Genomic DNA, 26367 nt, shown 5'->3' with positions numbered 1-26367 from the left:
ATTTGCCGGCGCGGTTTTTCAGTCGAGAAAGGCGGTTAGCTGAATGATCAGGAGGATGTTTGCCATATTGCTCATACTTCTGGGTGTATGTCTGTTTCTGTATCCCACGATAAATGATCGATATGAAAGTTATCAACAACATCAGATTTTGAAGCAATGGCAAGACAATATGCAAGGAATGGATCAGTTAATTGGAGAGGAAAATGAGGAGGTACTTGCCGCAGGAGTTTCGAAGGCTTCTCCCGTTGGGGGTGACGTGACTCCCTCAGCAGATGCAAGTGTATTGCCCAACGAGCCATTGGTGTCTGAATCCGCAAAGCCCACAAGCGTGAGCGACACGGTTGTGAAGGTTGCGGCGACAGCAAAGCCTGCCCCTGCGAAACCAAAGAACATGGAGGGGGTTCTAAGTATTGATAAAATTGATTTGAAACTCCCCATTCTCTCTGGTGCGACCATGGATAATATGAAAATCGCAGTTGCCAGTATTGCGAATACAGGAAAAGCTGGCGCAATAGGAAATTATGCGATTGCTGGGCATCGGAATTTAACGTACGGTAAAAATTTTAATCGCTTAGATGAAGTTGTCCCTGGTGATGTAATAGAAGTAGATACAGGGAGTAGCAAATTCGTTTACCGTGTAGAGGAAAAGTTATATGTTCTACCTACGGATGTGTGGGTCTTGCAAAGCAAAGATAGCAACCGGGAAATTACATTAATTACGTGTGATCCCATGGTAGACCCGACGCATCGCCTTATTGTGAAAGGGAAATTAGTTGAATAGTTAGAAGTTCACGTATAGAAAGGATGGAAATGACATATTTTCAAAACATGCTGTATTTTTCGCTGTTCAATATGATACAATTTGTATCATAACTTATTTGAGAGTACTTTTCTTGCCTATGACAAGGCACATACCTGAAATGGAGGTCTAAACAAAGATGGTGAAGAAACAAACGAAGGCTATGCTGATTGCGCTCTTAATGTTTATGCAATGCCTTTATGGGATTACCCTTTCAAGCCAGGTGAATGCAACTGAGATATCGGGCAGCATCCTAGATAGTGTTACATTAGCGGTATACGATAGTAACGGTCAAGTTGTAACGGGTAATGTGTATGACCAGAATGCACAAGCGAAGCTGGACTACACCTGGTCTTTGCCAAATGGTCATGGCTATCATAACGGAGATACATTTACTTTTACGCTGCCGCAGGAGTTTGTGTTATTCAACAATGTAAGCGGTCCCCTTGTCATAGATAACAGTTCAACAGTAGGGAATTTCCATGCCGATAAAGATAGTCATCATGTGGTGATTACATTTAACGAGTTTATTGAGAGTCATGATGATTTGAAGGGAACGTTGAGCTTCCTTACGCAATTCAATAAGAGTCAAATTACAGGGACTACGGAACAAACGATTGTGATTCCAATACGTAGCGGCGATCAAATATTTACCATAAAATTCAAGCCTAACGTAGATTCAACGATTAGTAAATCTGGTGCTCCTCTAGGTTATAATGCGAAGTCGATTGATTGGACAGTGGATGTGAACAAGACGTTGGATACTGTTCAGGATGCCGTTGTTACGGATCCGATTATTCAGGGATTAGCTGTTCCTGTGACGGTTGCTGTTTATCAATTAAATGTGCAACTCAATGGGACGGTCATACAAGGGGTGAAATTGGACAGCAGCAGCTATGCGGTGAGTACCGAGGGTGGGGTTCTTCGTGTTCAGTTTACGGAGAGTCCAATAACGTCTGCATATCGTATTCAATTTTCAACACCAATTACAGATATGTTCAAGACTTCCTTCACGAATACAGCCAGTTTCTCTGGATCTAACAAGGAACCTGTTCAGGCTTCTTCAACAGTTAGTGTATTACGTGGGAACATGCTGATGAAGGAAGCGACGAAGTATGATCCAATAACTCAGACCATGGAATGGGCTATCTTATATAACGGTGGAGAAGAGGGCATCTCTCAATCTGAGGCCATACTAACTGATTTATTTGATAATATTCATCAGTTGGTAGGAGGAACAATCCATGTATATAAGGTGACATTGAACAGCAGCGGTGTACCTACACTCGCCGGCGAAGTGTCAACGGATAAATATACGGTTTCCGTACTTACGGGAGCGGGGAAAACAGGTTTTAAATTGCAATTTCTTGAAGACATCTCTTCTGCGTATAAAATCATTTATAAAACGAAAGCCACAGGTCCCATATACGAGGATGGAATTCTTACTAATAAGGTAAGCACAGGAGAAAATAGCAGCACGACGGTTACCAAGCCCTATACGCAAGTTGGTATTGTTAAGACGAGAGGTGATGTCAACTATCAATCGAAGATAGTGGGATGGCAAATCGTCATTAATGGTGACAGCCAGGAAATGGATCACGTCGTTGTAACAGATACATTTCCTAGTAAGGGATTACGGTTGATACCAGACTCCTTAGTCGTAAAGAAAGGGAATGTTATCCTTACTAGTCCAGCAGACTACACCCTTGATAGCAGTATTGGCGCAGATGTTGGATTCACCCTGACATTTACCGATCCGATTTCTCAGCCTATAAAAATTACTTATGATACTGCGTTCAACCTTGAGTTAGCACTTCCATTGGGCAGTGCAAATGTGTTCACCAATCAGGGGACAATCGACTGGATTAGCCAAGAGCAAGCACATACGAAGACAGTGACAGCGGAGTTCAATCCCTACAACGAAGTGAAGAAAAATGGATTTAAAAGCGGTACGTATAACGCAGTGAATAAACAAATCACTTGGAGTGTAGGGATTAATTACAATGGCAAAAGCATTTCCGAAGCCAAAATTGAAGATATGTTGGAGTCTGGTCAGACCCTGCTTGAAAACTCGTTAGTTATTCATAAAATGCTCATCGCTCCAAGCGGAGGCCATTCGCTAGGTGATTTGGTGGATCCTGCAAGGTACCACTATGAGGTTACGCCTCAGAAAAAACTTATCATTACTTTTCTTGACCCCATTTCAGAGGCTTATACGATCGATTTTATTACAAGCTTAGAGAACCAGTTGATAACCAATAAGGTGTTGAATACAGCGAAGCTATTTGATGGCTCAACCCAAGTATCTAAAGATCTTACAGCCGCGGTTAATATCCCTCATGGTGGGGAATACGTGAGCAAGAACGGGTCACAGAACGGTGATAAGATCAACTGGCAGATTACCGTTAATCAGGGCCAATCGAAGCTAAGCGATGCGGAAATATTCGATACGCCATCTAGCAATCAAGTGTTAGTGTCGGATTCATTTCATTTGTTCAGTATGAAGGCATCTGCCAATGGTGATTTAACCAAGGACATTGAATTAGTAGAGGGAGTTGGCTACACCGTTGATATTCAAACAGATGCGACAGGGAATCAGACGTTTCGTTTAAAATTCAAGAGTCTGATCTCGACGGCCTTTGTGTTGGAATATCAATCTGTCATTGCTGCCCGCGATCAGGAATCGATCACCAATGCTGTCAGTTTCAGCGGAAACAATGTTCAAACGATTACAAAAGAAACCGTCAAAGACATTGTGGTAGGCGTGTCCTCGGGTTCAGGTACAGGAAATGGTGTCCGCGGGTCCTTAGAAGTGAAAAAGGTAGATGCTTCCAACAAAGAGTTACCTCTAAGTGGAGCAATCTATGAGCTTTACCGGAAGTCTGGTGAAACGAAGAATTTAATTCAAACGCAAACGACGAATGAAGCAGGTATTGCCTTTTTCCAAGGCTTGCTGGCAGGAGACTATGTGATTAAGGAAACCACAGCACCAAGTGGGTATACCCTAGATGGAAGTGAGTATCCATTTACACTACAATCGGCAGAGAATAAAAGGGTGACGTATACGAATAGCAAAACGCCAACACCGACACCAACACCACCGCCATCGTCGACATCAACACCACCGCCAACATCGACACCAACACCAACATCGCCGCCGACACCAACACCATCATCAACACCGACACCAAGTACAACACCAAGTCCTTCTATTACGCCGACACCTAAGCCTTCACCACCGGCTGCGACCGTGCCGTCACCTAAACCTTCAGATCCTGGTGTGGTAGCTCCTCCCACTATGGAGCCTGCAACATTGCCGGTCACGGGTGAGTCTAGCCATCTCTATGTCAAGCTTGCTGGGTTAACTTTCGTGCTGTTTGGTATTATGCTAGGAAGGAAAGTTCGGAGGAGACGTTAACTTCATCGCGATTGACTAACGCTACGAATAAGCAGGGGGATGTCCCCCTGCTTATTTGGTTCTTAACATATGCTGCATAGGATAAAATCGAGTAAATACCTTTCGCAATCCCTACCTGCAAGATGATTAGACACTCTCACAAATGGAAAAACTAGGATATGAAACTACTAGAGAGCGAATCTTATCGGTCAGGGAGGCAGAAGATGATGATGAAACAAATTTTATTAATTACAGATGGTTGTTCCAATGTTGGCGTAAGTCCCGTGATAGCAGCGGCACAAGCACAAGCAGAGGGTGTTGCTGTGAATGTCATTGGTGTGATTGATCATGGGGAGTTAGGCGTGCTTGGCTCAGAAGAGATTCGAGAGATTGCAGCAGCAGGCGGTGGCATGAGTCGGATTGTTAATTCCGAACAACTGTCGCATACCGTGCAAATGATGACGCGGAAAACCGTTAATGCAACCATCCAGCATGCTGTGGGCAAGGAACTGCAAAGTATATTGGGGATATCACAATTAGAGCAATTGCCACCAGAGAAGCGAGCTGAAGTCGTACAAGTTATTGATAACATGAGTGAAACCACGTCGCTACGTGTTGCCCTTTTAATAGATGCAAGTGCTAGTATGAAGCCGAAACTTGCCGCGGTACGTGAAGCGATTCATGATCTTTTGCTTAGTTTAAGAGCCCGAAGCGGCGTGAGCGAGCTTGCTGTTTTCCATTTTCCATCTACCAAATCGAGTGATCAGGAACTTGAAATGGATCATGGTTGGACGAATCAGCTTGCAAATGTCGACAAGATGTTCTATAAAATAAACATGAAGGGTACGACACCAACCGGTCCAGCGCTGCTGCAAACGTTGCAGTTCGTGACAGAAAAGCCTTTCTCACCAAAGACGACTGAGGAAGGGATGCTGAGTGACTACGTGGTATGATGAGGCCTTTCGCCCAGGGTCTGTAATTAAAGGGAAGTGGAATGGCCATGTGTATGTGGTCGAACGCTTACTAGGAGCAGGCTCCAATGGCATTGTTGCTCTTGTGCGAAGGGGAAACGCTAGATTTGCGCTTAAAGCAGGATATGAAACGGTTGACCATCAGTCAGAGATCAATTCCTTACTTGCTATTTCAATGAAAGAGAATTCTTTTAAGAACTTTTTGATTGATTCAGATGATATGGTGGTTCAAGGCAAAGGAATCTCCTTCTACGTCATGCGATATATTGAAGGTGTGACTCTTTCTGAATTTATACGTAAGCGCAGTCCGGACTGGATATATGTGATCGGCACGAACCTATTGCGGAAGCTCACTGAAATCCACAGGAGTGGGTATGTATTCGGAGACTTGAAGGTCGAGAATATGATTGTATCTAACTATGGCGATGTGGACCTCATTGATTTTGGGGGCGTATCACCCAAGGGACGAGCGATTAAACAATTAACAGAAGTCTACGATCGTGGGTTTTGGAATATGGGGGAGCGGGTTGCGGAGGAAAGTTACGATCTATTTTCATTTGCTATTTTACTATTAAAAACACTAGATCACCGCAAACGCTTCGCTGGCTTTATCAAAACACTCCCTCAAAACCGAGAGTTAGATCAATTAACGTCAATAATGCGGGAAAATCCAGTTGCTGCTCAGTTGGCGCCTTTTCTGAATAAAGCTTTGCGCGGCGAGTTTAATACGTCGGAAGAAGCAATTGTGGAATGGAAAAAGCTGATTGCAGGTAAGAAGGTCGCGCAGTCGACGCTGAAAATGCCATGGCTTAAAATATGTTTTGCTGCATCTATTTTTATTTGTGGAGCAACGATATATATGTATTGGTAGCGCAGGGGAAGAAAAGGCCGAAAGGAATGCGAGATGGATACGGATCTTGTTACCAAAGTGGAAAGACGAATTGAGGAAGAAAAGCTTGCAGATGCAGGAGATGTGATCGTCGTCGCGGTTTCAGGGGGACCTGATTCAGTGGCGCTGTTGCATGTCCTTTTTCGTCTTGCAAATACCCACCAGTGGACGATCGTGGTTGCCCATGTGAATCATCAATTCAGGGGCGTGGAATCGGATGCGGAAGCAGATTTCGTTGCGGAGCTTGCGGCGGGGTTGGCCCTTCCTTGTGAAATTGGTGTTATCGATGTTCCTGCTTATATAGAGGAGGCTTCCTTAAATGGTCAAGCGGCAGCGCGCGAGAAAAGATATGAATTTCTCCATCAAGTGGCTGAGCAGTACGGTGCACAACGGATCGCTTTGGCCCATCATGCCGATGACCAAGCTGAAACGATGTTGATGCGAATCTTGCGTGGGACAGGCCCATCGGGGCTAGTTGGCATGCCGGAACGAAGGCGCGAAAAAAAAGTGGAACTGATTCGTCCTTTTTTACGTATATACAAATCAGATATTGTGAATTATTGCGCTCAGCATGAAATTACCTATTGTAAGGACAGCAGCAATGAGCTCCGGAAGTATTTCCGCAATCGGATTCGGCTAGATCTTATGCCAATGCTGAAACAGTATAATGAACAACTTCCAGAGTCACTCAATCGATTGACGGATGTGATGCACGCTGAGAATGATTATTTGGATGAAGAAACGGATAAGGTTTTTCGCCGAATCGTGACATTTCAGTCGAACGTCTGCCGCTTGAATCGGAGTGATTTCGCCGAGCTTCACGTTGCTTTACAAAGGCGTTTGATTAAATTAATATTAAACTGTCTTTGTTTGGAAAGGGAACGGCTGGTATTTACACGAATCGAGCGCGTGCGCGAGTTAATGATTAAAGATCAGATGTCGAATCAAGTCCTCCAAGTGGATGAACAGATTTATATTGTGAGAGAATATGGATCTATTCAATTTCAGACCTTTGCACCAGATCCTAAGCCTTATGCTTATGAGATCCGGTTAGCATCGAATGAGCTGGACCTGCCGGACATGAACGCCAAATTGATCTACTCATGGATGCCTTTAAGCGCGTATGAGACAGCAGCTTCATCACCAGACCATAATGGCGACGTTTTTTTGGATGCAGACCAGGTAGAATTGCCGCTTTGTTTGAGAAGCCGAAGATCGGGAGACCGATTGGAACCTCTTGGTTTAAACGGGTCCAAAAAGGTAAAGGATATGTTCATTGATGCCAAAATGCCACTAACTCGGCGTGAGGTCATCCCACTACTGGTCGACGCATCCGGACGAATTCTCTGGATTGCTGGATTTCGTAGGTCCAAACACGCTTTGGTCGGACCAGACACAGAACGTGTGCTTCATATGAAGCTAGTGCTGCAGGAACATACGTAAATTTCGTTCTTCTAGAATGTAAATTTATAAGGATTCATAATATAATCTAGGGGGTTCATCCTTGTACAGCGACATTCAAGAAGTACTTTACAGTGAAGAACAAATTCAAGGCAAGATCAAAGAATTAGGGGAATTGCTTTCCGCTGATTACGAAGGTAAGAATCCATTGGTTATTTGTGTGCTGAAGGGCGCTTTTATTTTTATGGCGGATCTTGTAAAGCAAATTAGAGTGCCTTTGGAAATTGATTTTATGGCGGTATCCAGCTACGGTCAATCCACGAAGTCCTCAGGAGTTGTTAAGATTATCAAAGATCTTGATGTACCTGTGGAAGGACGTCATATCTTGATCGTGGAAGATATTATCGATAGTGGCTTAACGCTAAGTTATCTGATAGATGTGCTAGAACGACGCAATGCTAAGACAATCTCGGTTGTTGCGCTGTTTAATAAACCGGCACGCAGAACGGTAGAGCTTGAACCTGATTATGCGGGTTATGAGCTACCGGATGAGTTCGTTGTCGGATATGGTCTGGATTATGCAGAGAAGTATCGTAACCTTCCATTTATCGGCATATTGAAACCAGAGATCTATTCGAGCTAGTGTCATGTTCCGCAGGCGCACTAAAGTTGTAGCGCTTTACCGGAGTGTGGTAAAATAATAATTGTGTGCCGTTTGAGAGGAGGCTCGTTATGAATCGAATTATCCGGAATACCGGCTTTTATTTGCTTATATTTTTGGTTACCGTGGGGATCGTTCATTTCATCAGTACCCAGAATGAACAGAAGGAGTTAATCACTTACGATAAATTCCGACAAGCAGTTGTAAACAAAAATGTAGAGTCCGTAGTGTTAAAGTTCGATGGGTATACCTATTCGATTAAGGGTAAGTATATTAACCCGCCTAATGGCGCGGATAAGAAGAGCTTTGAAACACATGCTCCTTATGAACCGTTAGTTGTACAAATGATTGAAGCGAACGGCGTACCTTCGGAAGAGTACGGGCCGATGGAACGCGATAGCGTTTGGATTAGCTTTCTTACGTCCATTATTCCATTCGTCATTATCTTCATTTTGTTCTTCTTCTTATTGAATCAAGCGCAAGGCGGCGGCGGTAAAGTGATGAACTTCGGCAAGAGCCGTGCGCGCCTGTATAACGAGGAGAAGAAACGTGTCACCTTTGAAGATGTGGCAGGTGCGGATGAAGAGAAGCAAGAATTAATCGAGGTTGTTGAGTTCCTTAAGGATCCTCGTAAATTCGCAGCAGTTGGCGCTAGAATTCCTAAGGGTGTTCTATTGAATGGTCCTCCAGGAACAGGTAAAACGCTACTTGCTCGTGCTGTTGCCGGTGAAGCAGGCGTTCCTTTCTTCAGTATCTCCGGTTCTGACTTCGTTGAGATGTTCGTCGGTGTCGGCGCATCCCGTGTTCGTGACTTGTTCGAGAATGCGAAGAAGAATTCACCTTGTATTATTTTTATCGATGAAATCGATGCGGTTGGTCGCCAACGTGGCGCTGGTTTAGGCGGCGGACATGATGAGCGTGAGCAAACACTCAACCAATTGCTAGTTGAAATGGACGGATTTGGCGCGAACGAAGGTATTATCATCGTAGCAGCAACGAACCGCCCTGATATTCTAGACCCTGCCTTATTGCGTCCAGGCCGTTTCGACCGCCAAATCACGGTAGATCGTCCTGATATCAAAGGTCGTGAAGCTGTATTGAAAGTTCATGCGCGTAACAAACCGCTTGCTAAAGATGTGAAGCTAGATTCACTTTCACGTTATACAACTGGTTTTACGGGTGCTGACCTTGAGAACTTGTTGAATGAAGCAGCTCTGATTGCAGCTCGTCGTAACCGTAAGGATATTTCGATGGCGGAAGTTGAAGAAGCATTTGACCGTATTATCGTAGGTACACAGAAGAAAAGCCGTATCATCTCCGACTCTGAGAAACGTATCGTAGCGTACCACGAAGCGGGTCATGCGATTATCGGTTATCATGCGGAGAATGCGGACATGGTTCACAAGGTTACGATCGTACCTCGCGGACGCGCTGGCGGATATGTGATGATGCTGCCTAAAGAAGGCGAAGATCGCATGATGCAAACGAAGAACGAGCTACTGGATAAAGTTACTGGACTCTTGGGTGGTCGTGTTTCTGAAGAATTGTTCATCGGAGAAATTGGCACAGGGGCATACAGCGACTTCCAGAAAGCAACGGGAATCGTTCGTCGCATGATTATGGAATACGGGATGAGCGATAAGCTTGGACCGATGCAGTTCGGCAGCTCCCAAGGTCAAGTATTCTTGGGCCGCGATATCGGACACGAGCAGAATTATAGTGATGCGATTGCTTACGAGATCGATCAGGAAATGCAAAGCTTTATTCGTACGTGCTACGAACGTGCACGCACGATTCTTACAGAGCATGCGGATCAGATCCACCTCGTTGCCAAAACATTGCTAGAGAAAGAAACGTTGGATAAAGACGAAATCATCGAACTCTTGGAAAAAGGCAAACTTAATGCTAGCACCGATGAGGAAGATGTTAAAGTTACTATTCAAGGTCAAAGCCAAGCTAGCGAAAGCAATAAGCTGGAGTTTGACAAAGACAAAGAAGTTAAAGAGATTAAGCCTGATCAAACAGAAGAGTAAGTTGCAATGCGAACTCGGAAATCCGTTGTACACGTTCAGTGTGCTCGGAATTCCGAGTTTTTTCAATGTATTTGCGCATTGACAGGCGATGTGAGAATGTGTAAATTAGTTGTAAATCTCTAATTTTATTGCTTTTAGATCATACTACTTTTAGATAGACGATTGAGACGACTCTTACGTCCCAGATAGGGGAGGAAGCACCATGGAAGCCTTAGCATTAGAGCGCAAAGCGGAACAAAACCGCGAGCTCAAAGAACGACTGCTGCAATTGAAGAAAGAACGGAATGCCATTATTCTTGCTCATTATTACCAGCGTGACGAAGTTCAAGAGGTAGCGGATTTTCGAGGAGATTCCTTTTTGCTTGCTCAGAAGGCGGCACAAACCGATGCGGATGTCATCGTATTCTGTGGTGTTCATTTCATGGGGGAAAGCGCGAAAATTCTTGCGCCTAACAAAACCGTAATTATTCCAGACGAACGGGCTGGTTGCCCGATGGCAGATATGGTGAATGTTGAAGGTCTACGTGCCCTTAAACGCCAGCATCCGAATGCCAAAGTCGTTGCTTATATTAATACTTCGGCTGATGTGAAGTCCGAAACTGATATTTGTTGTACTTCTGCGAATGCGATCAATGTCATCAATTCCGTCGATTCAGATGAGATCATCTGGGTACCGGATAAAAATTTGGGTGACTATGTATCAAAATTCACAAGCAAAAAAGTGATCATCTGGGAAGGCTATTGCAACACGCATGATATGCTGACTGTTAAAGATGTAGAAGAAATGAGAGCGCAATATCCGAATGCACAATTCGTTGTTCATCCTGAGTGTCGTCCAGAAGTAGTGAAGCTTGGGGACTTCGTAGGCAGCACGACGGCGATTATTAAATACTGCAAAGAGTCCGACTGCCAAGAGTTTATCGTAGGGACGGAAGATGGAACCGGTTATCAGTTGCGTCTAGATAGCCCGAATAAGAAGTTTCATTTTGCTACGAAGTACTTAGTTTGCCCTAATATGAAAGTGAACAATTTGAAGAAAATCGTGAAGTGTCTTGAGACGATGCAACCAGAGATTTATGTACCGGAAGACGTAGCTGATAAAGCAAGATTGTCCTTAGAGCGCATGTTACAAGTTAAGTAGCATGCGCTGCTCTCTTGTACGGTGAATAGGTGCCCTCGTAAAGCAAGGCTAGTATCGATCCAATAGGCGAATTGTGGACGAACTAACGTTGCTTTTCGAGGTATTAATGGTGGAGAACAGGTGAAACGTCATGATTCCTAGATATCTCGTAGATGTTGATTTAGATTCTATTCCTCATATACATACGGATGTAATTGTTATTGGCGCAGGTATAGCAGGGTTATTCGCGGCGCTCCGTGCCAGCGAGACTAAGAAAGTGCTCATGATAACGAAGAAATCTCTCTTGGATAGCAACACACGCTATGCGCAAGGCGGGATTGCTGCTGTAATCTCAGATGAAGATTCACCGGAATACCACCGTCAGGACACTGTGATTGCTGGTGCCGGACTCTGTTCAACAGAAGCTGTTGATGTTCTTGTGCATGAAGGGCCAGAAGGCGTTCAAGATTTGATTCGAATGGGAACCCAGTTCGATCTAGAGAACGGGGAATTTGCTTTGACGAAGGAAGGAGCGCATAGTCAGCGTCGAATTTTGCACTCCAATGGCGATGCAACTGGCGCGGAAATTGTCAGAGCTCTTTCGGAGCGTACGAAGCAAGATCCGAATATTGAAATCTGGGACGACCACTTTGTGATCGACCTGATTACCCAAGACGGCGAATGTTACGGTGCGCTCGTACAGAAACCAAACGGACAGCGTGTGTTTGTGCGTGGCAATGCCACGATCCTTTGCTCCGGTGGCGCGGGACAGCTTTTCCGTTACACAACGAATCCGGACATCGCTACAGGTGATGGGATTGCGATTGCCCACCGTGCGGGCGCACAGATTCAGGATGTGGAGTTCATTCAATTCCACCCAACGGCGCTATGCTACCCAGGCGCACCGCGGTTTCTGATCTCCGAAGCGGTGCGGGGAGAAGGCGCCTATTTGCGCAACATCAAGGGAGAGCGCTTCATGGAGCGCTACCATCCACAATTGGAGCTAGCGCCAAGGGATGTTGTTGCACGTGCCATTGTTGATGAGATGGAGAACTGTAAATCAACTTTTGTCTACATTGACATTACACACGAATCCGAAGAATTGATTAAACATCGTTTTCCAACGATATATGAATATTGCCTGAATTATGGACTTGATATGAGTACCGATTGGATCCCGGTTGCCCCAGCAGCGCATTATATGATGGGTGGCGTAAAAACGGATCTATACGGAGAAACCAAAGTTCGTCGCCTATTCGCATGTGGTGAAGTTTCGTCTACAGGCGTACATGGTGCAAACCGTTTAGCGAGCAACTCGTTATCGGAAGCCATTGTATTCGGACGTCGAATTATTGAACGTATCCAAGAGTTGCCTGCCTTACAAGGGGATATCCAGATTCGTTCGGCTTCCGAAGCCCCTCGGACGGAGATCGCGAATCAAGCCGTTGTAGAGAAAAAGTTAAAGCTTCAGAAAGTCATGCTCCGCTACGCAGGTCTCAAACGGTCTGCCAAAGGTTTGCAGAAGGGTTATGAGGAATTGGCGAGACAATTGTCGATATTTGATTCGTTGATGACCAAACGCGAAGAATATGAGTTTGCTAATTTGCTTAACGTAGCCCTTTTAACAACAACAGCAGCATTAACCCGTGAGGAAAGTCGGGGCGGTCATTATCGAGAAGATTTCCCAGATCGGGATGACTTGGTATGGAGGAAGCATATCGTTTTCCAACGCGGGGAAGATAGGATTGAGGAGTGGATCTAGTATGTTAGAAATAAATATGGAATTAGTTCGGAAGCAAATTCGCCTTTGGCTTGAAGAAGATATCGGCACTGGCGATGTCACGACTCTGACAACAATCCCTTTGGAACAAGTATCCAAAGGGATTATCCACGTCAAAGAAGATGGAATCGTTTGTGGGCTTCGCATCGCACAGGAGGTTTTTGCTGTGATCGATGCTTCACTTCGTTTTGAAACAAAAGTGGTCGAAGGATCGTCTGTTAATAAAGGGACCATACTAGCTGAAGTGGAAGGCAATACACGAAGCATCTTATTGGGCGAGCGGTTAAGTCTGAATTTGATGCAACGATTGTCGGGGATCGCCACGAAGACACATGAATTTGTGGTTGCTTTAGAAGGTTTGCCTACCAGACTGGTTGACACACGCAAAACAACGCCTGGACACAGATTGCTTGAGAAATATGCAGTACGCGTTGGTGGTGGTTATAATCATCGTTTCGGACTCTATGATGCGGTTATGATCAAAGATAATCATATCAAAGGCTCTGGTGGTATTACCCAAGCTATTCAAGCAGCCCGTCAGAATATTCCCCACACGATGAAGATCGAGGTGGAAGTTGAGAATTTCGAGCAGCTTCATGAAGCGCTTCAAGCCCATGCGGATATCATCATGTTGGACAATATGGCTCCAGTTCAAATGAAAGAAGCAGTTTCGATAATTAAAAGCAAAGCGCCGCATATTGTAGTAGAAGGGTCTGGTTCGGTCACCCCGCAAACGATTAAAGCAATGGCAGAAACGGGTGTAGACGTGATTTCTGTTGGACGACTGACGTACTCGGTAGCAGCGCTCGATATTTCATTAGATCTGAATGAGCGGAAGGAGACGGCACTATGATTCTCGTTATCGATGTCGGGAATACCAACATTGTGCTCGGCCTCTACCAAGAACGTACGCTCTTGCATCATTGGCGGGTAAGCACGAATCGGTCGGCTACTGTTGATGAGTACGGCATGCAGTTGCACAGTTTGTTCCAACACTCGGGTATTTCCTTTGCGCAAGTAGAGGGTGTCATTATTTCATCTGTCGTGCCCCCGTTGATGAATGCGATGGAAAACCTCTGCTTACACTACTTGAAAAGGGCGCCGTTTATCGTAGGACCAGGGATCAAAACAGGATTGAATGTACGTGTAGACAATCCGAAGGAAGTTGGCGCTGATCGCATCGTGAATGCGGTAGCGGCGTTGGAGCTATATGGAGCTCCGTGTATTATCGTCGATTTCGGGACAGCTACAACGTACGATTACATTGATTCCTCAGGGCAACTAGTGGGATGCGCCATTGCGCCAGGCATTGGAATCTCCACTGAAGCGTTATATCAGAAAGCGGCGAAGTTGCCCCGCATTGAGCTGGTTAAGCCCAAAAGTGTTGTGGGTCGGAATACCGTTGCTGCGATGCAGGCGGGAATTATTTATGGGTATGTTGGCCAGGTTGATGGGATCGTCGAACGTGTCATTCAAGAGTTTAATGTAAATCCAACAGTTATCGCGACGGGTGGTTTGGCAGAGCTTATTTCCAGTGAGTCTCGGACGATTCAAGTCGTCAACCCATTGCTTACCTTACAAGGTTTGCAAATGATTTATGAGAAAAACGTTTAAGTTGTTTAAGGAAGGACACAGACATGACTGATTATTTAATTCGAGGAACAGCGTTAGATGGACGCGTGCGTGCGTTCGCTGTTCAGACGACTCTTCTAACGGAAGAGCTAAGTCAAAGGCATCAAACGACACCAACAGCGACAGCTGCCCTAGGAAGAACAGCCGCGGCGGCGCTTCTTATAGCTGCAATGCTCAAGGGAGAGGAACATCTCATTGTGCAAGTCAAAGGAGATGGACCGATCGGGCAAATCGTAGTTGATGCGAATGCGAAGGGTGAAGTGCGTGGATACGTAGATAACCCTTTGGTAGACCCGCCACTCAAAGAGAACGGCAAATTAGATGTTGCTGCTGCCGTGGGCACAGACGGTTTTTTATACATAACGAAAGATCTAGGCATGAAAGAGCCTTATAAAGGAAGCGTTCCTTTAATTTCAGGCGAATTGGCAGAGGATTTCACGTATTATTTTGCTAAGTCAGAACAAACACCTTCGGCTGTCGCGCTTGGCGTTTTGGTGAATACGGACCATACGATCCTTGCTTCTGGGGGATTTGTGATTCAGTTGCTTCCAGGTTTAACGAATAGTGAAATTGACGAGATCGAAGCGATGTTGGGCCAAATCCCGACATTCACGAACATGTTAGGCGGAGGATTGAATTTAGAAGAAATTTTACAAACCGTACTCCCTTCTTTCCGTAAGCTTGACGAGATGGACGTCATGTTCCGCTGCAAATGCAGTCGGGAGAAAGTGGAGTCTACACTGATTTCGCTGGGCAAAAAAGAACTTCAAGAAATGCTGGAAGAAGAGGGAGTTGCCGAAGTCGTTTGTCATTTCTGTAATGAAGCTTACCGGTATGAAGGGGAAGATTTACAACGGATGATTGATATGCAAGCATGGTAATCTGCTTGATTTAGCTAGTGAATACAGGTGCAAGCAGCAATATGGAAGTAAAAGAGGGAAATAGGATGCGCAATGTAAAGCGATTGTGGGGAGTCATCATCGCGATGGCGATATGTATTCTCGTGCTCGCGTCCTTGCTGATCAGTCATGCCATCAACCAATCAGAGCCAAGACAATCACCGGAGCCAGAACAGCAGGGTGAGAAGAAGCATACACGAGTTATCGCCAAAATTGGAAATCGTGAAATTACCATGGATGAGCTCGAATTAGCGCTAGCACGCCACTATGGCCCAGAGCAGCTAAGTCAAATGCTGGATCGTGAAGTAATTCGCCTAGAGGGAAATGAGTCGGGGATTCAGGTAGAGAGTGCGGAAATCAATCGTGAGCTGAAAAGGATGCAGCAAGGGTACGAAAGTGAACAGCAATTTTATGACTCCATGCAAAGTCAATTGGGGATGTCTGAGCAGGAAATCCAAGAGGATGTATCGAATAAGTTGTTACTTGAGAAGCTAGCAACGGCATCCATTCACATCACTGATACTCAGGTTGATACATACATAAAGACCCATGCAGATGAGTTTGAACAAGAAACAGAATACAACATTCAGCAGATCATTGTATCCACGAAGGAACAAGCGACCAAAGTCATTGCGGAACTAGCCAAAGGCGGGAATTTGGGGATTCTTGCCAGAGATCGATCCATTGATGATGCCACCAATAATACGGGTGGTGATTTGGGTTGGATTGAAGGGGATGATCCTTTTGTGGAGGCTCCGATCCTAGAGGCAGCGAAACTGTTGAAGGTTGGCGAAGTTAGCAAGCCCATCCCTGTTTTACAAGGATTTGCCGTCGTATTACTTAAGAGTAGGCGGGACAAAAAGAATCCGGATCTGGTGTTCATTCGGGAGAGTGTACGCAGGGAGCTCGCGTTGCAACAAGCACCTCCGTTGAAAGAGTTTGTCGCGCAGCTACGAGGTAAATGGAAGGTAAGTGTGTTGGATCCAACACTCCGATAAGGGATTGTGAGAAATGGGTTGACAACCTGTAAGTGCATTGTTAAGATTAATATAATTAATACCGACTAATTAACTCGGAAATCATGCAAACTTAATCTGGAGGGGAAATATTATGGCAAGATTAGTACAGAGCATTACGGATTTGATTGGAGATACACCACTAGTTCGTTTGAACCGTGTTGTTCCAGAAGGCAGTGCAGAGGTTTATGTGAAACTAGAGTACCAAAATCCAGGTGCTAGCGTAAAAGACCGTATTGCCATCTCCATGATCGAAGTTGCCGAGCAAGAAGGCAAATTGAAACCAGGTGACACAATTGTAGAACCAACGAGTGGTAACACAGGAATCGGGATTGCCATGGTGGCAGCAGCTAAAGGATATAAAGCTATCCTAGTTATGCCAGAAACAATGTCATTGGAGAGACGTAACCTGCTTCGCGCTTACGGTGCACAGCTCGTTCTAACTCCTGGAGCAGAAGGCATGAAGGGTGCAATTAAACGTGCGGAAGAACTTCAAGCAGAGAATCCTACCTACTTCATTCCACAACAATTTAAGAACCAAGCGAATGTGAAGGTTCACCGTGAAACGACAGGACCTGAAATCGTGGAAGCGATCAACGCACATGATGGGAAACTGGATGCTTTCATTTCCGGTATCGGTACAGGTGGTACAATCACAGGTGCAGGTGGCGTTTTGAAAGAAAACTTCCCGAACATCAAAATTTACGCAATTGAACCTGCGGCATCCCCAGTTCTTTCCGGCGGTAAGCCAGGTCCTCATAAAATTCAAGGTATCGGCGCAGGTTTTGTTCCAGATATTTTGAACACGAATGTGTACGATGAAATTATTGCTGTTGAGAACGAAGATGCGTTCGAAACTTCACGCCGTGTTGCCAAAGAAGAAGGTATTCTTGGCGGAATTTCCTCCGGTGCAGCGATTTTCGCAGCATTGAAGGTTGCTAAAGAGTTAGGCGCAGGCAAACGTGTTGTTGCTGTCGTTCCAAGTAACGGTGAGCGTTACCTTTCCACGCCTTTGTACCAATTCGAAGAGCAATAAGATTGGGTCACATGCAAAGAGATCGAGCCTTCAGCTATTACAGCTGGGGCTTTTTTTCTGTATAGGGTTGGAGTATACTAATGGACAACGAATTAACGGATTTTAAGGAGCACAAGTATGATTTTAACTACAGTGGAACAATGGCAGGAGTGGTCTTCTAGCTACAACATGCTGCCGTATGTAATCAAATTAGGCTTAGCCGATGATCGGATTGCCTCGTGGGAAGACGCATGGAAAGAAGCTTCACCCGATTCTTTCGTGCTTGAAAGTGGAAAAGGCGGACGTTATACGCACTTTGGGCTGCATCCCTTTTCGACTGTGCGGGGCACAGGTTTGGAAGCAGAAATCAAAGGTCACACGACCTCGGCGATATCACATCTGCAGGGGAAGCCGCTCGACATTGTCAAGCAGTGGATGTCATCTTATCGTAGTCCGAAAGTCGAAGGTGCGCCCAAATTTGTCGGTGGGTGCGTAGGCTATTGGAGCTACGATGTGATTCGCACCATTGAGAAACTGCCAGAGCAAGCTCAGGATGATCTGCCGATCCCTGATTACTGCTTCGCCATGTATGATCAGGTGTGGACGTTGGATCACACGGAGAAGAGCCTGTACATCGCTGTGCACATGCCATGCACAACAACCACAGACCTCAGCGAGCTCTACGCGCAGGCGCACGCTCGCGCCGAAGCCATGCTCGTCCGCTGGCACGCGATCCGCGCCGGCAACTGGTCCGGCACACCGCTGAGCGGTGCCGACCAACCGACGATGGCGCGCGAGCAGCTGCACATCGACGTCGAAAGCATCGCAGGCATCCAGCCTGCCTTCGACAAAGCCGAGTTCATGGCTGCGGTGGAGCGCATCCAAACCTACATCTCCCAAGGTGACGTGTTCCAAGTCAACTTGTCGGTCAGACAGAGCCGGCAGCTGCGCACGACGCCGGAGGAGATTTACGAGGCGCTGCGCGTCGTAAATCCTTCGCCTTACATGGGCTTGCTGCGATTCGCAGGCTTCGCCCTTGTCTCCGGCTCGCCGGAGCTGCTCGTGCAGCTTGAGGACGGCGTCCTGCGGACGCGTCCGATCGCTGGCACGCGCCCGCGCGGCAAGGACGAACAGGATGACCTGCGCCTAGCCGGCGAGCTCATCCACAACGACAAAGAGCGTGCCGAGCACGTCATGCTGGTCGATCTCGAGCGCAACGACATGGGCCGTATCTCGCGATATGGTTCCGTCCATGTGAAAGACTTCATGGTCATTGAATACTATTCCCATGTGATGCACATCGTCTCCGAAGTTGTCAGCGAATTGGCAGAGGGGAAGGACGCCTATGATGTCATTGCGGCAACCTTTCCGGGTGGTACCATTACAGGCGCACCGAAGATTCGCTGCATGGAAATCATTGAAGAGCTAGAGCCAGTACGTCGTGGTCCTTACACAGGTTCAATGGGATGGATTGACTATAATGGCAATATGGAATTTAATATTATTATACGCACGTTAGTAGCGGTTGACGGGATGGGGCATATTCAAGCAGGAGCGGGGATCGTTATAGATTCCATTCCAGAGCGCGAATACATCGAATCCTTGAACAAAGCCAAAGCGATGTGGAAAGCAATTGAGTATAGCGAGCGGAGCATGAGCCGAGCTTAAGCCCGAGTGGGCTGAGACGAAAGGGGAGCTTAGAATGATTTTAGTGATTGATAATTATGATTCGTTTACGTACAACCTTGTTCAGTATTTGGGAGAGATTGGCGAGGAAGTCATCGTTCGTCGTAATGACGAAATTGATTTGGCAGGGGTCGAGGCGTTGGTGCCGGACCATATCTTAATATCTCCAGGTCCTTGCACGCCGAATGAAGCTGGAATTAGCTTATCACTGATTGACCATTTTAAAGGGATCATCCCGATTTTCGGCGTTTGCCTCGGACATCAATCCATTGGCCAAGCTTTTGGCGGCGATGTGATTCGCGCAGAGCGCTTGATGCACGGTAAAACATCGGAGATTTTCCACGACGGGAAAACCTTATTCGAAGGACTTCCGTCACCTTTCATCGCGACACGTTATCATTCTTTGATTGTCAAAAGAGAAACCTTACCCGATTGCCTAGAAATCAGCGCACAAACAGCTGAAGGTGAAATCATGGCTTTGCGTCATAAAGAGTATCCGATCGAAGGGGTGCAATTCCACCCAGAATCGATCATCACCCAGCATGGACATCAAATGCTGCGTAATTTTCTTCGCCGCACAGCGAAGTCAGGGGTTTAACTAACGTATGATCATCTCCATCAATGGTATCTTAACCGAAGAAACACAAGCCGTGGTCTCTGTATACGATCACGGTTTTCTTTACGGGATCGGTTTGTTCGAGACATTTCGAACCTACAACCGCAAACCGTTCCTGCTAGCTGAACATATTCGTCGTTTAACGGACGGGTGTCAGGAGCTTGGCATCGTTTACGAGCCTAACCTAGAGAAGCTGACAAGCCTCATCGAAGAGTTGCTCCAAGCTAATCATCTCGAAGAAGCATATATTCGCTATACCGTCTCAGCCGGCGTTGAGGCATTAGGTCTTCCTTCCGGCGACTATGCGAAGCCATCAGAAATCATCTACATCAAGCCATTACCTCCTAGGGATGAAAAAACCTACCTTCATGGCAAAGCGCTGCAACTACTCAAGCTGCCACGTAATACACCAGAGGGTATGTATCGGTTTAAGTCCTTTCATTATATGAACAACATTTTGGCTCGAAGAGAGCTAGGGCAATATGCATGGGCTACAGGGGCGGAGGGGCTTATGCTTTCGGAAGATGGCTATGTGGCGGAAGGGATTGTCAGCAATCTCATTTTCGTCAAAAATGACACCCTCTACACCCCATCGCTCGATACGGGTATCTTGCCGGGCATTACAAGAGCGCATGTGCTCGATCTTGCACAGCAGCTTCAACTTCCTACACAGGATGGTTTGTACCGGTGGGAAGATCTCGTAGAAGCAGAAGAAGTGTTTCTCGTGAATTCGATTCAAGAAATCGTTCCTGTCACCACTTTGTATACACCGAGTGGACAAGCCTACACGGTAGGCACTGGATTTCCGGGTCCTATAACTCGCCAACTTATTCAACGCTACGCAATGTCATAGTAACGAACAGGAAGTGAATCCTTAAATGAATGTGTTATCCTGTAGAGGACACGAACTGCCCATCGGTGATCGAACGATCATTATGGGCATATTAAACGTAACGCCGGATTCCTTTTCGGATGGCGGCAGCTATACACAAGTCGAAGATGCGATTCGCAAAGCCCGCCAAATGGTGGCAGAAGGCGTAGATATCATCGATATTGGGGGAGAATCCACGCGACCAGGAGCTGCGATTGTCACAGTAGATGAGGAACTTCAACGTGTAATCCCTGTCGTTGAGGCGATTCGCCGTGAAATTAGCATCCCTATTTCGATTGATACCTACAAAGCGGAAGTAGCCAGACAAGCGCTTGAGTCAGGAGCCCATATCATTAATGATGTTTGGGGTGGTCAAGCGGATGCCGACATGGCAGCTGTGGTCGCGCAATATGATTGTCCATTTATCATCACTCATAATCGGATAAGCTCGGAATATGTCGAATTTCTCCCAGAAGTGATCGCAGATCTACGTCAATATACAGATCAGGCGATTCAAGCGGGCATTAAACCAGAGCATATCATTCTTGATCCCGGCATTGGATTTGCGAAGTCCTACGAGCAAAATCTCTATCTAATGAACAACCTGCGTCCGATCGCGGATATGGGATATCCAGTTCTTTTAGGCACATCGCGCAAAAGCGTCATCGGACTCACCCTAGGGCTGCCTCCCGAGGAGCGACTCGAAGGAACGGCAGCAACTGTTGTACTTGGCATCGCGCAAGGGTGTGGAATCGTTAGAGTCCACGATATTCAAGCCATCAAACGGTTAGCGGTTATGACGGATGCCATGTTGCGCAGCAAACTTTAAGTTATATATATATCGTTATTCGAACCCTGGAGGCCTCCCCTATGGACAAAATCATACTTACCCGCATGCAATTTTTTGGTAATCATGGTGTGTTTCCTGAAGAAAACACGTTGGGCCAACGCTTCTACGTCGATGTAGAGTTGATGCTCCCTTTAGATAAAGCTGGAAATACCGATGACTTGACGGAAACGGTCCATTATGGCGAAGCTTTTTTCCTGATCAAAGAGATCGTGGAAGGGCGTACGTACAAATTAATCGAGGCATTAGCAGAAAATATTGCATCCGAGCTCCTGCATACTTATACTAGTATCAATGAAGTGACGGTTCGCGTCATTAAGCCGCATCCGCCCTTCGCCGTTATTTTTGACGGTGTTACCATAGAGATTAACCGAAAGCGGGCATTGGAATGACAGCCGAAGATCGAGAACGCACGATTGCTTACGTCGCATTAGGCTCCAATATTGATAAGCGTGAACATTATTTGCAGGGTGCTATCGCAGCGCTGAATGAGGAATCGGGGATAACGGTGACGGGGCAGTCCAGCATCTATGAAACCGAGCCTGTGGGCTATGTGGATCAATCTGCTTTTCTAAATATGGTTATTCAAATTCATACGGACTTATCGCCTGAAGCGTTATTAGTTACCTTGCTAGCCATTGAGAACCGTTTGGGTCGGACACGTGACTTACGTTGGGGACCCCGAACAATTGATTTGGATCTGCTCTTGTATGGTGACCACCAGCTTACGACCCCCGACTTGATCATTCCGCATCCGCGGATGCATGAGCGGGCTTTTGTATTAGTGCCCCTCTCTGAGGTTCTCTACGCGCGGCAGGACGCTCTATTTGAATCTATCTCTGCACACTTGGAGAAACTGGAAGGAAAGGAAGGCGTCATCCTATGGAAAAAAGCTCAATAGCACAGCGCATACGCGCTTTTCGTAAATTAAAAGGCTATACGCAGAGTGAGTTGGCCGATTTGTTAGGCGTATCCATTGCCATTCTAGGGGCGATTGAACGTGGAACACGCAAGCCAGACAATAAAATGATTCAAAATATCTCGCAAGTTCTTAATATTGAACCCGAGGAATTAGTCGCAGTAGTTGTGAAATGAGAGGAGTGGAATCTTCGGTGCTGAAAATAGGAAATGTCGAAGCTCCCAATAGAGTTGTATTAGCCCCAATGGCGGGCGTATGTAATCCAGCGTTTCGATTAATCGCCAAAGAGTTTGGTACAGGCTTAGTCTGTGCGGAAATGGTTAGTGATAAAGCGATCGTTCACGGTAATGCACGTTCGATGGAAATGTTGTATGTCGATGATCGTGAAAAGCCATTGAGTCTTCAGATTTTTGGAGGCGACACGGAGACGTTAGTTCAAGCGGCTAGAATTGTTGACCAACATACGAATGCCGATATTATTGATATCAACATGGGGTGCCCTGTTCCCAAAATCACGAAATGTGATGCGGGCGCTAGATGGTTGCTCCAACCGGATAAGATCGAAGCCATGATCGCGACGGTCGTTGCTGCTGTAAGTAAACCTGTTACGGTGAAGATGCGTATTGGCTGGGATTCGGAACATATTTATGCTGTCGAAAATGCGAAAGCTGTCGAAAGAGGCGGCGGCAGCGCCGTTAGTGTTCATGGGCGTACGCGTGAGCAGTTGTACACGGGCAAAGCTGATTGGGATATCATCCGTGAGGTGAAGCAAGCTCTTTCGATTCCGGTTATCGGTAACGGTGATGTCGTCACACCGGAGGATGCCAAGCGCATGCTGGATCAAACGGGTGTAGATGGTGTAATGATTGGACGTGGTGCACTAGGCAACCCTTGGATGTTGTATCGTACCGTGCAATACCTGGCTAATGGTGAACTACCGCCGGAACCGTCGGCAGAAGAGAAAATCCGCATCGCGATTCTGCATATGGATCGATTAATTGCCCTCAAAGGTGAGCATGTTGCCGTGAGGGAAATGCGCAAACACATGGCTTGGTACCTCAAAGGTATGACAGGAGCAGCTCGTGTGAAAGATATCATCATGGAGACAGAGAAGCGGGATGAAATGGTTCGTACATTGGACGCATATGTTGAACATCTTGCAACGAGTTCCGTGTCTGGGATAGCCGAAGAATCAGCTGTGCTGCATTAAAAAGAAGCAGTGATGGTTGACATTGACATTTTGAAACCGTTGCAATATAATCAGTCAATATTAATGTGTTCCTGCATATATTGAAAGACTAACGAGTAAGCAACTTATTATGAAACGTGAATTCATACTACTTGAATCAGCTCTATAAAGACCCAACTCCTAGCAGGAAGCATCGATTCAACGATATGAAAATCTTTCACATGACGGGAGATCAGTTGGCAATGGCTGAAAAAGAGGTCATTCTTACACCAGTAGGGCTACGGAAATTAGAGGATGAGCTTGAGCATCTGAAATCCGTGAAACGCCGTGAAGTTGCGGAAAGAATTAAGGTCGCCATCGGTTATGGCGATATTAGTGAGAACTCCGAGTACGAAGATGCGAAGAATGAGCAAGCTTTTATTGAAGGAAGAATCATTACTCTAGAAAAAATGCTGCGCAACGCGCGGATTATTAATAACGATGAGGTCGATATTAACACGGTTAGTGTAGGATCGATTGTCACACTGAAAGACTTGGAATTCGGCGACTTGGTAGAATACAACATTGTAGGTTCGGCTGAATCCGATCCGTTGCAGAATAAGATTTCGAATGAAAGCCCTGTGGGTAGAGCTATTCTAGGCAAGCAAAAGGGCACCAACGTTGATGTTGTAGTTCCTGCTGGCGTCATTCAGTATCAAATTATTGATATTAAAAAGTAGCGTGCAGCCGCAAGCCTTTTGGAAAGCTTCCGTCAGGAAGCTTTTTTCCGTTCACAGCCCTAAACTAATTCGTAGGAGATGAAAAGCATGAGTCAGGAACTTGAATTAAATGAATTGCTCGTTATTAGGCGCAACAAATTGGACGAGCTTCGCGGTCTTGGCGTCGATCCTTTCGGCGGCAAGTTTGTAAGAACGCATACAGCAGGGGATATTCTTTCGGCTTATCAAGAGATGAGCAAAGAGGATATAGATGAAGCGAACGTTGAGGTTCGTATTGCAGGGCGTATTATGCAGAAGAGAAGTATGGGTAAAGCTAGCTTCGCACATCTGCAAGACATCACAGGGAAAATTCAAATCTACGTGCGTGAAGATGCACTGGAAGCGAATATTTATAAAGCTTTTGATATTCTCGATTTAGGCGATATGGTAGGGGTGGAAGGTGTTGTTTTCAAAACGAAAACAGGCGAAACCTCTATTAAAGTGAAATCACTTGAGGTGTTGACGAAATCTTTGCTTCCATTGCCGGATAAATTCCATGGCCTAAGTGATGTTGAGCTTCGCTATCGTCAGCGTTATGTGGACTTGATTATGAATCAAGATGTCCAGAAGACGTTTATTCTTCGTTCCAAAATCATTCAATCCATGCGCCGTTATTTAGATTCCTTGGGCTATTTGGAAGTGGAGACACCAACACTGCATTCTATCGCGGGTGGCGCTTCTGCACGTCCTTTTAACACGCACCACAATGCGTTGGATATGCAGCTTCATATGCGTATTGCTATCGAGCTTCATTTGAAGCGTCTTATTGTTGGCGGACTGGAGAAAGTGTACGAAATCGGCCGCGTATACCGCAATGAGGGGATCTCTACGCGTCATAACCCAGAGTTCACGATGATTGAGTTATACGAGGCTTATGCCGACTACAAAGATATCATGAAGCTGACAGAAGAGCTTGTTGCTCATATCGCGCAAGAGGTGCTTGGTCAGACGACGATTCCTTATGGAGACCATGAGGTTGATTTAGCTGTAGGTTGGAGACGTGTCTCCATGGTCGATGCGATCAAAGAAGTTACAGGTGTAGACTTCAGCGTTCATATGACGAACGAGCAAGCGCATGGTTTGGCCAAAGAGCACAAGGTTTCTGTTGAGCCGCATATGACATTTGGTCACATTGTGAACCAATTCTTCGAGACGTTTGTAGAAGAGACGTTGATTCAGCCTACGTTCATCTATGGGCATCCATTAGAGATTTCTCCACTTGCCAAAAAGAACCCCGAGGATCCGCGCTTTACGGATCGCTTTGAGCTCTTTATTGTGGCTCGTGAGCATGCGAATGCATTTACAGAGCTTAATGATCCAATCGATCAAAGAGAACGTTTTGAGGCGCAGCTGCGCGAAAAAGATTTGGGCAATGATGAAGCGCATGAAATGGATGAAGATTTCATCCGTGCACTTGAGTATGGTATGCCGCCAACGGGTGGCTTAGGTATAGGTATTGACCGTTTGGTTATGCTATTGACGAATGCACCATCGATCCGTGATGTCTTATTATTCCCGTTGATGCGTGAACGCCAAGGCGAGTAATTTGTTCAATTAGAGGCGCCATTCGGTGCCTCTAATTTTTTTGAAATTAGGACTTGCAAAGTGTATGCGGTCTGTGGTATCTTATAAAAGTTGCCGCTGAGGACAACACGAGAAACACAAGAAACACAACAAAAAACAACTCGAAATTAAGAGTTGCAAATAAAAACTCAGTGTGGTATATTGGTCTTCCGGCTTTCGAAAGAGAGCGGGTTGGACAAGAGTGATTGATCTTTGAAAACTGAACAACGAGTGAGTAAGCACAGTCGAGTAATCGACTATAAAAGAGATTGCAAAATCTCGCTAGCTTCAAATGAGCAAGTCAT

Annotated in this window: 24 protein-coding genes; all 24 read left to right on the top strand. The window is 45.9% G+C overall.

Translation table 11 applies throughout. From position 1 onward, the window contains the following. Nucleotides 1-43: 43 nt before the first annotated feature. Nucleotides 44-781, top strand: a complete 738-nt coding sequence (locus GC096_RS06865; protein ID WP_171629514.1) for a class D sortase — start codon at nt 44-46, stop codon at nt 779-781. Between the two features lie 157 nt (nt 782-938). Beyond that, a complete protein-coding gene (locus GC096_RS06860) occupies nt 939-4217 on the top strand; it encodes a collagen binding domain-containing protein (protein ID WP_171629513.1) in 3279 nt (1092 codons plus the stop codon). 209 nt (nt 4218-4426) lie between these two features. Then, nucleotides 4427-5149, top strand: coding sequence for a vWA domain-containing protein (locus GC096_RS06855; protein ID WP_057313332.1), 723 nt, complete (start codon nt 4427-4429; stop codon nt 5147-5149). Then, nucleotides 5133-6038 carry a protein kinase domain-containing protein gene (locus GC096_RS06850; RefSeq protein WP_171629512.1) on the top strand — a complete coding sequence of 302 codons (906 nt, stop codon included), beginning with the start codon at nt 5133-5135 and terminating at the stop codon, nt 6036-6038. Before GC096_RS06855 ends, GC096_RS06850 begins: the two co-directional genes overlap by 17 nt. Nucleotides 6039-6071: 33 nt before the next feature. Next, entirely contained in the window at nt 6072-7499 is a 1428-nt protein-coding gene (gene tilS, locus GC096_RS06845; RefSeq protein ID WP_171629511.1) for a tRNA lysidine(34) synthetase TilS, read from the top strand. Between the two features lie 61 nt (nt 7500-7560). Beyond that, nucleotides 7561-8100, top strand: coding sequence for a hypoxanthine phosphoribosyltransferase (gene hpt, locus GC096_RS06840; protein WP_171629510.1), 540 nt, complete (start codon nt 7561-7563; stop codon nt 8098-8100). 89 nt (nt 8101-8189) lie between these two features. Further along, nucleotides 8190-10151 (top strand): ATP-dependent zinc metalloprotease FtsH, encoded by a 1962-nt coding sequence (gene ftsH / locus GC096_RS06835; protein ID WP_171629509.1) that lies wholly within the window; start codon nt 8190-8192, stop codon nt 10149-10151. A 202-nt stretch (nt 10152-10353) separates the two neighbouring features. Further along, nucleotides 10354-11292, top strand: coding sequence for a quinolinate synthase NadA (gene nadA, locus GC096_RS06830; RefSeq protein WP_056617922.1), 939 nt, complete (start codon nt 10354-10356; stop codon nt 11290-11292). Between the two features lie 130 nt (nt 11293-11422). Next, nucleotides 11423-13033 (top strand): L-aspartate oxidase, encoded by a 1611-nt coding sequence (nadB, locus tag GC096_RS06825; protein WP_171629508.1) that lies wholly within the window; start codon nt 11423-11425, stop codon nt 13031-13033. Between the two features lies 1 nt (nt 13034). Then, entirely contained in the window at nt 13035-13904 is an 870-nt protein-coding gene (gene nadC, locus GC096_RS06820) for a carboxylating nicotinate-nucleotide diphosphorylase (protein ID WP_171629507.1), read from the top strand. After that, on the top strand, nt 13901-14665 hold the full coding sequence (locus tag GC096_RS06815) for a type III pantothenate kinase (protein WP_171629506.1): 765 nt from the start codon (nt 13901-13903) through the stop codon (nt 14663-14665). Before nadC ends, GC096_RS06815 begins: the two co-directional genes overlap by 4 nt. Nucleotides 14666-14688: 23 nt before the next feature. After that, entirely contained in the window at nt 14689-15564 is an 876-nt protein-coding gene (gene hslO / locus GC096_RS06810) for an Hsp33 family molecular chaperone HslO (RefSeq protein ID WP_171629505.1), read from the top strand. 65 nt (nt 15565-15629) lie between these two features. After that, nucleotides 15630-16580 carry a peptidyl-prolyl cis-trans isomerase gene (locus GC096_RS06805; protein WP_171629504.1) on the top strand — a complete coding sequence of 317 codons (951 nt, stop codon included), beginning with the start codon at nt 15630-15632 and terminating at the stop codon, nt 16578-16580. Between the two features lie 112 nt (nt 16581-16692). Continuing rightward, nucleotides 16693-17634 (top strand): cysteine synthase A, encoded by a 942-nt coding sequence (cysK, locus tag GC096_RS06800; RefSeq protein ID WP_171629503.1) that lies wholly within the window; start codon nt 16693-16695, stop codon nt 17632-17634. 117 nt (nt 17635-17751) lie between these two features. After that, entirely contained in the window at nt 17752-19281 is a 1530-nt protein-coding gene (locus GC096_RS06795; protein ID WP_171629502.1) for an anthranilate synthase component I family protein, read from the top strand. 34 nt (nt 19282-19315) lie between these two features. Continuing rightward, on the top strand, nt 19316-19897 hold the full coding sequence (gene pabA, locus GC096_RS06790) for an aminodeoxychorismate/anthranilate synthase component II (protein ID WP_171629501.1): 582 nt from the start codon (nt 19316-19318) through the stop codon (nt 19895-19897). 7 nt (nt 19898-19904) lie between these two features. After that, on the top strand, nt 19905-20768 hold the full coding sequence (pabC, locus tag GC096_RS06785) for an aminodeoxychorismate lyase (protein WP_171629500.1): 864 nt from the start codon (nt 19905-19907) through the stop codon (nt 20766-20768). Nucleotides 20769-20793: 25 nt separating this feature from the next. Then, nucleotides 20794-21615 (top strand): dihydropteroate synthase, encoded by an 822-nt coding sequence (gene folP / locus GC096_RS06780; protein ID WP_171629499.1) that lies wholly within the window; start codon nt 20794-20796, stop codon nt 21613-21615. Nucleotides 21616-21656: 41 nt separating this feature from the next. Beyond that, entirely contained in the window at nt 21657-22025 is a 369-nt protein-coding gene (gene folB / locus GC096_RS06775) for a dihydroneopterin aldolase (protein ID WP_171629498.1), read from the top strand. Further along, a complete protein-coding gene (gene folK, locus GC096_RS06770) occupies nt 22022-22534 on the top strand; it encodes a 2-amino-4-hydroxy-6-hydroxymethyldihydropteridine diphosphokinase (protein WP_171629497.1) in 513 nt (170 codons plus the stop codon). The genes folB and folK overlap by 4 nt, the downstream gene beginning before the upstream one ends. Next, complete coding sequence (locus GC096_RS06765) at nt 22516-22728, top strand: helix-turn-helix domain-containing protein (protein ID WP_171629496.1); 213 nt, start codon at nt 22516-22518, stop codon at nt 22726-22728. The genes folK and GC096_RS06765 overlap by 19 nt, the downstream gene beginning before the upstream one ends. A gap of 17 nt (nt 22729-22745) precedes the next feature. After that, nucleotides 22746-23762 (top strand): tRNA dihydrouridine synthase DusB, encoded by a 1017-nt coding sequence (gene dusB, locus GC096_RS06760; protein WP_171629495.1) that lies wholly within the window; start codon nt 22746-22748, stop codon nt 23760-23762. Nucleotides 23763-23983: 221 nt separating this feature from the next. Continuing rightward, entirely contained in the window at nt 23984-24460 is a 477-nt protein-coding gene (gene greA, locus GC096_RS06755; RefSeq protein WP_028557404.1) for a transcription elongation factor GreA, read from the top strand. Nucleotides 24461-24547: 87 nt separating this feature from the next. Then, nucleotides 24548-26044, top strand: a complete 1497-nt coding sequence (lysS, locus tag GC096_RS06750; RefSeq protein WP_171629494.1) for a lysine--tRNA ligase — start codon at nt 24548-24550, stop codon at nt 26042-26044. Nucleotides 26045-26367 lie beyond the last annotated feature (323 nt).

Origin of the sequence: Paenibacillus plantarum (assembly GCF_013141695.1) — a bacterium.
In the GTDB taxonomy this organism is placed as follows: Bacteria; Bacillota; Bacilli; order Paenibacillales; family NBRC-103111; genus Paenibacillus_E; species Paenibacillus_E plantarum.
This window is presented reverse-complemented; position numbering and strand designations above follow the sequence as displayed.

Coding starts and splice junctions, on each gene's coding strand:
- pabA (WP_171629501.1), top strand. CDS start 19,316: ATGATTTTAGTGATTGATAATTATGATTCGTTTACGTACAACCTTGTT.
- GC096_RS06805 (WP_171629504.1), top strand. CDS start 15,630: ATGCGCAATGTAAAGCGATTGTGGGGAGTCATCATCGCGATGGCGATA.
- GC096_RS06795 (WP_171629502.1), top strand. CDS start 17,752: ATGATTTTAACTACAGTGGAACAATGGCAGGAGTGGTCTTCTAGCTAC.
- nadA (WP_056617922.1), top strand. CDS start 10,354: ATGGAAGCCTTAGCATTAGAGCGCAAAGCGGAACAAAACCGCGAGCTC.
- greA (WP_028557404.1), top strand. CDS start 23,984: ATGGCTGAAAAAGAGGTCATTCTTACACCAGTAGGGCTACGGAAATTA.
- nadB (WP_171629508.1), top strand. CDS start 11,423: ATGATTCCTAGATATCTCGTAGATGTTGATTTAGATTCTATTCCTCAT.
- GC096_RS06765 (WP_171629496.1), top strand. CDS start 22,516: ATGGAAAAAAGCTCAATAGCACAGCGCATACGCGCTTTTCGTAAATTA.
- pabC (WP_171629500.1), top strand. CDS start 19,905: ATGATCATCTCCATCAATGGTATCTTAACCGAAGAAACACAAGCCGTG.
- hslO (WP_171629505.1), top strand. CDS start 14,689: ATGACTGATTATTTAATTCGAGGAACAGCGTTAGATGGACGCGTGCGT.
- cysK (WP_171629503.1), top strand. CDS start 16,693: ATGGCAAGATTAGTACAGAGCATTACGGATTTGATTGGAGATACACCA.
- nadC (WP_171629507.1), top strand. CDS start 13,035: ATGTTAGAAATAAATATGGAATTAGTTCGGAAGCAAATTCGCCTTTGG.
- GC096_RS06815 (WP_171629506.1), top strand. CDS start 13,901: ATGATTCTCGTTATCGATGTCGGGAATACCAACATTGTGCTCGGCCTC.
- GC096_RS06855 (WP_057313332.1), top strand. CDS start 4,427: ATGAAACAAATTTTATTAATTACAGATGGTTGTTCCAATGTTGGCGTA.
- GC096_RS06865 (WP_171629514.1), top strand. CDS start 44: ATGATCAGGAGGATGTTTGCCATATTGCTCATACTTCTGGGTGTATGT.
- GC096_RS06860 (WP_171629513.1), top strand. CDS start 939: ATGGTGAAGAAACAAACGAAGGCTATGCTGATTGCGCTCTTAATGTTT.
- folP (WP_171629499.1), top strand. CDS start 20,794: ATGAATGTGTTATCCTGTAGAGGACACGAACTGCCCATCGGTGATCGA.
- ftsH (WP_171629509.1), top strand. CDS start 8,190: ATGAATCGAATTATCCGGAATACCGGCTTTTATTTGCTTATATTTTTG.
- folK (WP_171629497.1), top strand. CDS start 22,022: ATGACAGCCGAAGATCGAGAACGCACGATTGCTTACGTCGCATTAGGC.
- lysS (WP_171629494.1), top strand. CDS start 24,548: ATGAGTCAGGAACTTGAATTAAATGAATTGCTCGTTATTAGGCGCAAC.
- folB (WP_171629498.1), top strand. CDS start 21,657: ATGGACAAAATCATACTTACCCGCATGCAATTTTTTGGTAATCATGGT.
- tilS (WP_171629511.1), top strand. CDS start 6,072: ATGGATACGGATCTTGTTACCAAAGTGGAAAGACGAATTGAGGAAGAA.